Source organism: Shewanella electrica, assembly GCF_022321485.1.
Lineage (GTDB): Bacteria > Pseudomonadota > Gammaproteobacteria > Enterobacterales > Shewanellaceae > Shewanella > Shewanella electrica.
In genome coordinates this window covers 1-236 of record NZ_JAKOGG010000764.1, presented here as the reverse complement: position 1 = coordinate 236, position 236 = coordinate 1, and the positions used below count along the sequence as shown (strand labels likewise).

Below are 236 nucleotides of genomic sequence, written 5' to 3'. Positions count from 1 at the left end.
AGATGGAAGCTCCTTCAATCTGTTTATCTTTGATGTTGCTCTATCTGACATAGCAACAGCAGAAGACAAGTCAAGTTGGGATCTGCAACTCATACAGAATCCAGGATCTATGTTGAACATGGTATCACTCTTGAAAAATAGTTTTCCAACCTTCACTATATCCTCATCAAACTTAGATACATCAGGTAATGATAATGTACAGACATGAGATTCTCCTATGGAAACATGCACAAAAT

General features: G+C 36.9%; 1 protein-coding gene. It reads left to right on the top strand.

Annotated features, from left to right (window positions below):
• Positions 1-208: hypothetical protein (locus tag L9G74_RS24655; protein ID WP_238899076.1), on the top strand; the 208-nt coding region annotated here is incomplete at its 5' end.
• Positions 209-236: the final 28 nt, after the last annotated feature.